This window comes from uncultured Gordonia sp. (assembly GCF_937858515.1).
In the GTDB taxonomy this organism is placed as follows: domain Bacteria; phylum Actinomycetota; class Actinomycetes; order Mycobacteriales; family Mycobacteriaceae; genus Gordonia.
Window position 1 is genome coordinate 1 of record NZ_CALLZT010000161.1, and the last position, 10,664, is coordinate 10,664.

The 10,664-nt window shown below is 66.0% G+C and carries 10 protein-coding genes and 1 pseudogene; 4 read left to right on the forward strand and 7 right to left on the reverse strand.

From position 1 onward, the window contains the following. Nucleotides 1–96 precede the first annotated feature (96 nt). The 7 genes from Q0627_RS15585 to Q0627_RS15615 are packed head-to-tail and all read right to left on the reverse strand — an operon-like array spanning nt 97 to nt 7,921. Nucleotides 97–1,335: a CaiB/BaiF CoA-transferase family protein gene (locus tag Q0627_RS15585; RefSeq protein ID WP_291014854.1), complete on the reverse strand. Its 1,239-nt coding sequence runs from the start codon at nt 1,333–1,335 to the stop codon at nt 97–99. Next, nucleotides 1,335–2,513 (reverse strand): acyl-CoA dehydrogenase family protein, encoded by a 1,179-nt coding sequence (locus Q0627_RS15590; protein ID WP_291014856.1) that lies wholly within the window; start codon nt 2,511–2,513, stop codon nt 1,335–1,337. The genes Q0627_RS15585 and Q0627_RS15590 overlap by 1 nt, the downstream gene beginning before the upstream one ends. Before the next feature lie 9 nt (nt 2,514–2,522). Continuing rightward, nucleotides 2,523–2,948, reverse strand: a complete 426-nt coding sequence (locus Q0627_RS15595; protein WP_291020433.1) for a hypothetical protein — start codon at nt 2,946–2,948, stop codon at nt 2,523–2,525. After that, a complete protein-coding gene (locus Q0627_RS15600) occupies nt 2,945–3,664 on the reverse strand; it encodes an ABC transporter ATP-binding protein (RefSeq protein WP_291020430.1) in 720 nt (239 codons plus the stop codon). The genes Q0627_RS15595 and Q0627_RS15600 overlap by 4 nt, the downstream gene beginning before the upstream one ends. Continuing rightward, nucleotides 3,661–4,377, reverse strand: a complete 717-nt coding sequence (locus Q0627_RS15605; protein WP_291020428.1) for an ABC transporter ATP-binding protein — start codon at nt 4,375–4,377, stop codon at nt 3,661–3,663. Before Q0627_RS15605 ends, Q0627_RS15600 begins: the two co-directional genes overlap by 4 nt. Next, entirely contained in the window at nt 4,355–6,523 is a 2,169-nt protein-coding gene (locus tag Q0627_RS15610; protein WP_291020426.1) for an ABC transporter permease, read from the reverse strand. The genes Q0627_RS15605 and Q0627_RS15610 overlap by 23 nt, the downstream gene beginning before the upstream one ends. Then, on the reverse strand, nt 6,524–7,921 hold the full coding sequence (locus Q0627_RS15615; protein ID WP_291020435.1) for an ABC transporter substrate-binding protein: 1,398 nt from the start codon (nt 7,919–7,921) through the stop codon (nt 6,524–6,526). Nucleotides 7,922–8,303: 382 nt separating this feature from the next. Between Q0627_RS15615 and Q0627_RS15620 the strand changes: the two genes are divergently transcribed. The 4 genes and pseudogenes from Q0627_RS15620 to Q0627_RS15635 all read left to right on the forward strand — a co-directional run. Further along, entirely contained in the window at nt 8,304–8,852 is a 549-nt protein-coding gene (locus Q0627_RS15620; protein ID WP_298811284.1) for a carboxymuconolactone decarboxylase family protein, read from the forward strand. Between the two features lie 5 nt (nt 8,853–8,857). After that, nucleotides 8,858–10,129 (forward strand): aromatic ring-hydroxylating dioxygenase subunit alpha, encoded by a 1,272-nt coding sequence (locus Q0627_RS15625; protein WP_298811286.1) that lies wholly within the window; start codon nt 8,858–8,860, stop codon nt 10,127–10,129. Then, nucleotides 10,110–10,436, forward strand: a complete 327-nt coding sequence (locus Q0627_RS15630; RefSeq protein WP_291017461.1) for a hypothetical protein — start codon at nt 10,110–10,112, stop codon at nt 10,434–10,436. The genes Q0627_RS15625 and Q0627_RS15630 overlap by 20 nt, the downstream gene beginning before the upstream one ends. Before the next feature lie 25 nt (nt 10,437–10,461). Then, nucleotides 10,462–10,664 (forward strand): annotated as a pseudogene (locus tag Q0627_RS15635) (amidohydrolase family protein); the annotation flags it as partial.

Sequence of the window (10,664 nt, forward strand, 5' to 3'; positions counted from 1 at the left end):
GTCCTACCTTCGGGGGGCTGTCCGAAACTGACCTAGTGAACACATAGTAGGTAGGTTTCGGAAATGTGACAAGCATCTCGTTGAAGTTTCTAGATGTCACAAGTCACTCTTTGCTGTGCCAAATGCCCCCTGCTCCCGCCAGGCCGCCACCGCCGACTCCGCAATCCCGAGCCCTGCCATGATCTCATCGGTGTGCTCGCCCAGCGCGGGTACCGCACCCATCACCGGCTCGACCCCGGCGACCACGGCCGGCGGCAACAGCGCGGGCACGGGGCCGCCCGGGGTGTCGATGGTTCGCCAGCGGTCCCGGGCCCGCAGATGCGGGTGGGCGATGACATCGCTCGGCGTGTTGTAGCGGGCGTTGCCGATCCCGGCCGCGTCGGCGCTCTCCTGGATCCGGGCCAGATCATGCCGGGCGCACCAGTCTGCGATCGCCTGGTCGAGGACGTCGCGGTGGGCGACCCGGTCCGCGTTCGATGCGTACCGCGGGTCATCGGCGAGGTCGTCGCGGCCGATGATCTCGCGGGACAGCCGCTGCCATTCGCGATCGTTCGTCGTGCCGAGCACCACGGTCTGGCCGTCGGCGGTGGCGTACGAACCGTACGGCGCCACCGCGGGTGAGCCCATTCCCCGCGGTTCCTGGTCGATGCCGGTGTGCAGGGTGTAGTTGAGCGCGTACCCCATCAGCTCGGTCATGGTGTCGAACAGGCTCACCTGTACCTGCGCCCCGCCCCGTGCCGGCTCACCGTCGCCGGGGCCCGAACGTTCGCGACGCAGCAGCAGCGACAGGATGGAGATCGCCGAGAACAGTCCCGACGACACGTCGGCCATCGGCGGCCCCGGTTTGGCGGGCGCACCCGGAGATCCGGTGATCGCGCACGCCCCGGACTCGGCCTGCGCCAACAGGTCGTAGGCCCGCTTGTGCGAGAGCGGACCCCCGGGGCCGTAGCCGTCGATCTCCACCGAGATCAGGTCCGGGTGCCGCCTGGCAAGTTCGTCCGGGGTCAGCCCCATCCGCCCGGTGGCGCCGGGCGCCAGGTTGGCCACGAGGACGTCCGCCGACTCCAGCAGACGATGTAGCACCTCCAGACCCGCGTCGCTCTTGAGATTCAGCGTGATCGACTGTTTACCCCGGTTGCACCACACGAAATGCGCGGCCTGACCTTTGACGACGTCGTCGTAGTGCCGGGCGAAGTCGCCCCCGCCCGGGTTCTCCACCTTGATGACGGTGGCCCCGAGGTCGGCGAGCACCCTGGTGCAGATCGGTGCCGACACCGCCTGTTCGAGGGCCACGATCCTGACACCTTCGAGCGGTAGGCCCGACTGATCCGCCATCAGTAGCTGCGCGGCAGGCCGAGGGTGTGCGAGGACAGGAAGTTCAAGATCATCTCCTGACTGATAGGCGCGATCCGCATGACGCGCGCCTCACGGAAGTAACGCCCCACACTGTATTCCTCCGAGTAACCCATGCCGCCGTGTGTCTGCACCGCGCGGTCGGCCGCGGTGAAACCCGCGTCGGCGCACAGGTACTTGGCGGTGTTGGCCTCCCTGCCGCACGGCAGTCCGTTGTCGTAGAGCCAGGTGGCCTTGCGCAACACCAGTTCCGCCGCGTCGAGGTGGGCGAGCGAGTCGGCGAGCGGGAAGGCGACGCCCTGGTTCATGCCGATCGGCCGGTCGAACACCTCCCGCTCCTTGGCATAGCTCACCGCCCGGTCGAGCGAGACCCGCCCGAGCCCGAGGGCCTCGGCCGCGATCAGCATCCGCTCGGGGTTGAGGCCGTCGAGCAGATACTGGAACCCCTTGCCTTCCTCGCCGACCCGGTCCGCGACGGGCACGATGAGGTCGTCGATGAACAACTCGTTGGAGGTGACGGCGTTGCGACCGAGCTTCTTGATCGGCCGGATCTCCACCTTGTCGCGGTCGAGGTCGGTGAGGAACAGCGTCATACCGTCGGTCTTCTTGGTGACCTCGTCGTACGGTGTGGTGCGCGTGAGCAGCAGAATCTTCTCCGACTCCATCGCCTTGGAGATCCACACCTTGCGGCCGTTGACCACATAGTGGTCACCGTCGCGCCGGGCGAATGTGGTGATCCGCGAAGTATCCAGTCCTGCACCGGGTTCGGTGACACCGAAGCACACATGCAGATCACCGTCGACGATGCGCGGCAGCGTGCGCGCCTTCAGTTCGTCGGAGCCGTGCACCACCACCGGCTGCATCCCGAAGATCGACAGGTGGATGGCGGTGGCCGCGTTCATGCCGCCGCCGGATTTGGACACCTCCTCCAACAGGATGGTGGCCTCGGTGATGCCCAGTCCGTGCCCGCCGTATTCCTCGGGGATCGTCATCCCGAGCCAGCCGCCGTCGGCGATCGCCTGATAGAACTCGGTCGGAAACTCGTGTGCGAGATCCTTTTCCATCCAGTAGCGGTCGTCGAACCGGGCGGCGAGCTCGGCCACGGACTTGCGGATCAGTTCCTGGTCGTCGGACAGCGCAAAACTCATACCCTCGGTCATGCGGGCCTCTCAGCGAACGGGCAGATCGGTTGTCTGCTGCGCGCCGGAGCTGCCGCCGGCGAGCCGCTCGGACAGCGCACCCAGGTCGAAGGCCTGCCGGGCCAGCCAGAACCGCAGAAAGCCGGTGAGCGAAAACCGCAGGAACACAACCGAACCCACAACGGCAACGGCGATTCCGGTGAGCGCGAGGATGATCGCGTCGCGTTGCACCAGTGGGTCGGAGGTGTTGTGCGAGAGGAAATAGGCGATGATCGGCAGCGCGACGCCGGCCACCATGGCGGCAATACCGAGCCGGATCCACAGTTGTGACCGTTTGGCGGCCGGATCGGCGACGGTCAGCGCGTCGAGGTCCCTGGCGAACCGCTGGGCACGGTCGGCCGCCTGGGCGGGTGCGGCTGCCGCGGCGCGCTGGACGTCGGGCTGGGTGTGACTCATGTCGAGCTCCCTAGATAGAGGTTGGCGAGTTCATCGGTGAGGGCGCGGCCGGGTGGTCCGTCGTAGACCACCTTCCCCCGCACCAGGACGGCCGCGCGATCGGCCATGTCCAGTACCGCGGTGGCGAACTGTTCCACCACGAGGACGGCGACGCCCGTCCGGGCGAGTTCGGCCACCTGGCCGTACAACTGCTCGACGATGAGCGGGGCCAGGCCCATCGACAGTTCGTCGAGCAGTAGCACCGCGGGATCGCAGGCCAGGCCGCGGCTCAGGGCGAGCATCTGCTGTTCGCCGCCGGACATCGTGCCGGCGGTCTGCTTGGCGCGCTGGGCCAGGATCGGAAACCGCTGGTAGGCATCGGTTTCGATTTCTTCCCGGGACTTGCCGGTGAAGGTCATCATCCAGAGGTTCTCGCGCACTGTGAGATTGGGGAAGATGCCGCGGCCCTCGGGGATCAGGCAGACCCCCGCACGCGCGGCGTCCCGGGCGCTGATGCCGGTCACGTCCTTGCCCGCGTAGCGCAACCGGCCCGAGGAGGCCGGGTGTACCCCGGAGGCGACCTTCTGTGTGGTGGACTTGCCGGCGCCGTTCGGACCGAGCAGGGCGACGACCTCGCCGGCCCGCACCGACAGGCTGACCCCGTGGACCGCGGTGATGCCGCCGTATCCGGCGCGGACGTCCTGCAATTCCAGGATCGGCGGGTTCTGCGTGCTCATGTGGCCACCCCCAGATACGCCTCGAGCACGGCCGAGTGGTTGCGCACGTGTTCAGGGGTCCCGGAGGTGATGATCGACCCGAGATCGAGCACATGCACCTGATCGCACACGTCCATCACCAGTTCCATGTCGTGTTCGACGAGCAGAACCGCCACACCGCCGGCCACGACACCGCGAAGTACGTCGGCAAAGCGGGCGGTCTCCTCCGGATCCTGACCGGCCGCCGGTTCGTCGAGCAGGATGATGCGTGGCTCGGTGGTGAGCGCACGAGCCACCTCCACCTGCCGCCCGACGCCGGTGGGCAGCGAGTCCGCGATCCGGTCCGCGTACTGCCCCAGCGCGACCCGGTCGAGGATATCGTCGACGATCCGCGCGGCGGCCGCACCCCGGTGCCGCATCTCCGCGGCCACCAGCAGGTTGTCGCGCACGCTGAGCCTGCCGAACAGTTCCAGGCCCTGGAAGGTGCGGGCCATACCGAGCCGGGCTCGTTGGGCCGGGCCGAGCTTGGTGATGTCGTTGCCGTCGAGGGTCACCGAGCCCGACCCCGGTCTGCGCAGTCCGCAGATCACGTCGAACAGCGTGCTCTTGCCCGCCCCGTTGGGGCCGATCAGCCCGGTGATGTGGCCGGCGTCGGCATGCAGGGCGACGTCGCTGACCGCCTTGTGCGCGCCGAAGGTGACATTGACGTTCTCAACTTCGAGCAGCGATGGCACGATCGAGCGCCTCCTCGTCTTCCGGTGCCCAGTCCCTGGCGATTCCCCACCATTCGACCGGCATATCCGAATCAGGTTCGCCCGCTTGAACATCGGACGATTCTTGTTGCACAGCAGCGGGATTCGACCGGCGCAGGCGCCAGTTGGCCACCACCGGCACCAACACGGCGGCGAGTACGAGCAGCAGCACCAACACGTAGCCGTTGACCACATCGGTCAGGCGCAGCACCCAGGCGATCAGGGTCCACACCACCAGCCCACCCATGACGACGTCGTCGTCGAACGCGCTGTTCCAGCGTTTGCGCAGCTCGGCGATACCACCCTCCTGGACGGCCTTGGCGCCGAAGGCCACAGCACCGATCGCGGGCAGTGCCTGCGACATCTCCTTGATCGCCGGCCACAGCGCACCGATCGCATGCAACGGGCCGGACAGGCCGGCGCCGACGAACAGGCCCGCACCCACCGAGCCGAGCCCGGCCAGGACGACGACCAGGAAGATCGGCAGTCCCGAGATGAAGTTGAACTGGTCGGGGGTGGCCGACTGTAGGGACATTCCGTACAGGCCACCGCCGACACCGGCGATGGCCGAACTCAATCCGAAGACGAGCAGTTTGCCGGCCAACAGGTTTCCGCCGAGCGTCGCAAAGGCCGCCTCGCTGTCGCGAAGCGCGATCAATCGCCGGCCCAGGCGTCCGCGCCGCAGCAACGCCACTCCGACCGTCATCAGCGCCAGCACCACCGCACCGAAAACGGTCACCCGCTCCGGCGTGTCGACGGCGAACCCGAACAGCGACGGTCCCGGCACCTCGATCGAGCCCTGATCGAACAACGAGATCCGCAATCCGGCGATCTCGAACGACGGCAGGGTGAAGATCCACCGGTCGAAGATCACGGCGATCGCCGCGGTGCCCAGTGCCAGATACACGCCCGAAAGCCGCAGCGCCGGAATTGCTATCACCGCTCCGACCACCCCGGCCACGATCGCGGCCACGATGATCGCCCACCATTGACCGTCGTCGCCGAAGCGGGCGCACACGATGGCCCCGATCGCGGCGAGAGAGATCTGGCACAGCGAGATCTGCCCTGCGAACCCGGCCAGTGGCACGTACGACAGCGCGATCACACCGACCGCGAAGATCTGCCCGTAGCTCAGGATGTCACTGTCGCTGAGCACCGTCGCCAGGATGACGCCGAACAGCACGATCACCGCGGCCAGGAACCAGGTGCCACGCATCGTCGGCAACGGTACCGGGCTCAGCTGCCGGTCGCGGCCGCGCAGCCGTCCGTGCGGGAACAGCAGCAGCGCCAGCAGCAACAGGATCGCGGGTGCGGCCAGCCGCAGGCCCGGCAGGTAGTCGTTCTGCGGCAGGTAGCCGGCCAGGTAGCTCTCCATGCAGCCGACGACGATCGCACCGAGGAACGTCAGCGGCAGGCTCTTGAGCCGACCGAAAATGGCTGCGGCGTAAGCGCTCACGATCAGCAATGACAACGACGGCGCGTCGAGCGCGACGGCCGGGGCGATGAGGATGCCGCCGACCGCGGCCAGTTCGATGCCCAGGATCCAGGCGATCCGGTTGGCCCGCAACGGATCGGCACCGGTCAGGCCCACCAGCGACCGGTCATCGACGGTGGCCCGCATCTCGGCGCCGGTCCTGGTCTGCAGCAACAGGATCCGCAAGCCCACGGCCACCACGACGGCCACCACCATCGTCAGCGCCTGATGCCAGGTGACGGTGGCGCCGAAGATGTGGAACGGATCCCGATCGGCGAAGAACGGCGTCAGCGAACGCGCTTCGGTGGGATTCCAGATCCACCGCGCCATCGCCATCAGGCCGCTGAGCAACGCGACCGTCATCACGAGCTTCTCCGCCTCGCCGAGCGCCTGCGCGGGCCGCATCGCCAATTCGATGGCCAGCCCGAACAGCGGCGCCCCGATGCCCAGGATCACCAGCAGCGACAGCCATACCGGCCAGCCCCAGCCCACCGACAGCTGCCAGTACATGAACGCCGAGAACATGCCGGCGGCACCGTGGGCGAAGTTGAAGACGCCGGTGGTGGTGTAGGTGACGACGAGCCCGCCGCTGATGACCGCGTAGATCGCGGCGGTGCTCAGCCCGACGACACCATAGGCGAGAAACTGATCCATCTACTTGACGTCACTCATGCTCTTGCCCACATCGGCGAGAGTCAGACCCTTGCCGTAGCGGCTCTTGTCTGCCATCGGCTTGGGATCGATATCGCAGCGGTAGGCGCCCTGGTCCGGCTTGAAGTCGGCCGCTTCCCAGCCCTTCGACGTGACTTTCATGATGTTGAAGCATCCCGAAGGCGCCTCACCCGGCTTCAGATTCTGTGCAGTCTGCAGCCCACCCGCGGTCCATGCACTCTCCTTGGCGATCGTCTCGTACAGGCAGGTCCGGGTCAGCTTGTCACCACAGCTCGTGGCGGCCTTCGCGAATACGAGCCACGACGAGAACGCGCGGACCGCCGGACCGGAGATGTCGGCACCGGGAGCGTACTTCTTGTACAGCGCCTTGAGCTGCGCCATCGCCGGCTCGGTGCTCTCCAGCGGCAGGATGCCGCTGAGGTCGACCAGGTTGTTCTGGTAGTCGGCCGACTTGCCGAGGAGTTCGGGGAAGGACGCGCCGTAGGAGTTGTTGTTGGCGTCGATCCAGTCGAGCTTGTAGTTCATGCCGGTCAGCACGGCCTCCAGCTTGGCCAGCTGCGCGTACTGGCCGTAGAAGATCAGGCCCTTGACGCCCTTGTCCTTGATGCCCTGCGCGTACGGGGTCCAGTCCGCGACGCCGCTGGCCGGGTAGAGATTGTTGTAGACGAACTTGCCGCCCGCGGCCTCGGTGGATTCGAGCTGCATGTCGCCGAGCACCTTGGTCACCGGCGAGTCACCGTTGATGATGCCCACCTTCTGCGCCGAGTCCGGGTACGCCTCGGTGACCAGCCACTTCCGGTACTGGTAGTACGGCATGTATCCGAAGGTCTGCGCCGGCGCGGGCTGGATCTGCAGGTCCGAGGCGAGAGCGGGCACCTGCGAGGTCTGCGCCGGGAAGCTCGGCAGTAGACAGGTCAGCCTTTCCTTGACGCCGAGCCCGTCGAGCGCGGCACCGCCGCCGACAAGGGCGAAGTCCTCCTTGCAGGCCTTGACCATTTCCTGGCGCACACTCATCAGGTTGGTGTCGCGGAGGTTGGCGGTGATCTTACGACCGGCAATACCCCCGTTGTCATTGCACCAGGACGTGAACACCTTTGCCGCGTCACCGAATTCGGCCGTCTTGGTGAAGCCGACATCGGAGAACACACCGATCTTGATCTCGGTGTCGGTCACCCCCTGGGCGGTGGCGCCCTTGGCCGAGCCCTTACCGCAGACCTCTCCGAGGTCACCGAACGAACTCGACACCTCCGACGAGGCGGTCTTGTCACCTCCGGAGGCGGTCTCCTCACTGCCGGAACCGTCGCGGCCGCCGCAGCCCGCGATGAGCAGTGCGCTCGCGGCCACGGCCAGCAGGGCCATCGATCTGGACGGTGTCTTCATGGGAATCTCTCCTCGCTCCCGGTGTCCGGGGTGGCCCATGGGAGAGCCGGACTTCGGGAAGGCCGGGCCGTCGCCTTCCGGGCTGTGACTGCCTGAGTTGACGCCCGTTCCGGTCACCTCGACGGCGATCGGACGATAGCGTCACTCTCACATCAGAAAACTAGCTTCTCACAAACCAAGAATCAACCGGACCAAGAGACCCAGGTCACAGATCCACGAAGACCATCAGGGAAAACGCAGTTCGCGGACCTGCGCACCGCCTGGTCGGTGTCCATGATCCCAGAACTCGCACGAGCCTGTTTGGCGAAACGGATTGACTGGACCGGGCAATCATGGAAACTTAGTACTCGTAGATGAGAATCCGATTCTCACAGGAGGTGACATGAGATTGACCCCGCTGCCGGCCGACCGATGGGACGGTGACGTCGACGCGGCGCTGGCGAGCCTGCTCCCCAAGCACCGCCGCAACCCGGAGGGGGCAGGAAACGCACTGGCCACCCTGGTCCGGCATCCGGAACTCACCAAGGCATTCCTGCCGTACAACGTCCATGTGCTGTTCGGTTCCACCCTGACACCACGTCAGCGTGAGATCGCGATCCTGCGGGTGGCGGCCCTGGCCGACAGCCCCTACGAGATCGAGCATCACCACGGCATGGGACGTGCGCTGGGGATGTCCGACGAGGAGATCTCCGATGCACTCGGCGGTATCGCCACCGACCCGGGCGAACAACTGATCCTGCGGGCCGTCGGCGAACTGCACACGGCCTCCACGATCTCCGACCAGACCTGGACCGCGCTGTCGGCCCACCTCGACGAGCGTCAGCTCATGGATCTCGTCTTCACCGTCGGCGCGTACACCACGCTGGCGATGGCCTTCAACACATTCGGCATCGAGCCGGACCGCGAGCTACAGCCCGAATACGAAAGGTAAATCCGTTGGCACACTTCCAGAAACCGGCTGCGGGCAGCTGGACCGAACACTACCCCGACCTGGGCACCGCACCCGTCGACTACACCGACTCCATCGACCCGGAGTTCTACGAGGCCGAGCGCAACGGCATCTTCCGCAAGACCTGGCTGTACATGGGCCGGGTCGAGAAGCTGCCCAAGGTGGGCAGTTACTTCACGCGCGAGTTGCCCGTGGTCAACACCTCGCTCATCTTCGTCAAGGGCAAGGACAAGGTGATCCGGTCCTTCCACAATGTGTGCCGGCATCGCGGCAACAAGTTGGTCTGGGACGACTTCCCCAACGAGGAGACGGCCGGTTCGTGCCGCCAGTTCGCCTGCAAGTACCACGCGTGGCGCTACCAGCTCGACGGTGAGCTCACCTACGTGCAGCAGGAGAGCGAGTTCTTCGACCTCGACAAGAGCCAGTACGGCCTCAAAGAGGTGCGCTGCGAGGTGTGGGAAGGCTTCATCTTCGTCAACTTCGACAACACCGCGGTCTCACTCACCGACTACCTCGGCGCATACGGCAAGGGCCTGGAAGGTTATCCGTTCCACGAGATGACCGAGACCTACAGCTACCGCGCCGAGATCGGCAGCAACTGGAAGCTGTTCATCGATGCGTTCGCCGAGTTCTACCACGCACCGATCCTGCATCAGAAGCAGGCGGTCAAGGACGAGGCCGACAAGCTCATGAAGGTCGGCTTCGAGGCTCTGCACTACGACCTGCAGAGCCCGCACTCGATGATCTCCTCGTGGGGCGGCATGGCTCCCCCGAAGGACATGAACATGGTCAAGCCCATCGAGCGGGTGCTGCGCTCGGGCCTGTTCGGACCGTGGGACCGTCCTGACATCGAGGGCCTGGACCCGCTGCCCGCGGCCGTCAACCCGGCCGGCGCAAAGCCCTGGGGCGTCGACGAATTCGAGTTCTTCCCCAATATGTCGCTGCTGATCTGGGCACCGGGCTGGTACCTGACCTACACCTATTGGCCCACCGCGGTTAACAAGCACATCTTCGAGTGCAATCTGTACTTCGTGCCGCCCAAGAATATCCGCGAGCGGCTGGCCCAGGAATTGGCCGCCGTCACGGTCAAGGAATACGCACTCCAGGACGCCAACACCCTGGAGGCCACCCAGAAGATGCTGGAGACCCGGACAGTCACCGAGTTCCCGCTCTGCGACCAGGAAATCCTGCTGCGCCACCTGCACAAGATGGCCGCCGATCACGTTGAGGAGTACCGCAATGCCAGTGTTGCCGGCTGAATTCGCCGATCTCGAGCCCTGGGCCGACTGGGCGCTGGAGACCGAACAGGAGCGCTACGCCAAGCGCCTGGCCTCCACCATGCCGCAGATGCAGGAGTTCTACGACGCCGCCTTCCCCCGGCTGGCCGACGTCATGGACTACGGCGACCAGTTCGACATCCACGATCTGCCCGAGGATGTCCGCAAACTCGTGCACCTGATGCAGTCGCTGATCATGGTGTCGTTCCCGGTGGAGGTGTGGAAGCAGCCGCGCGTGCCCGACTCGGGTGCCGCCTGGGCCGAACTGGTCTACGAACCCGTTGTCTGAAGTGGCACGGTGTGACGGGACACAGATGCTCATCATCAAGGCCGCCGGCCTGATTGACGTCGACGCGGGCACCCTGGTCTCCCCAGCGGTGCTCCGCGTCGACGGCGATCGCATTGTCGGCGTCAACGACGGTGTCGCCGAATCGGACTCGGACGAGGTGATCGACCTCGGCGACAACATCCTGCTGCCCGGGCTGATGGACATGGAGGTCAATCTCCTGATGGGCGG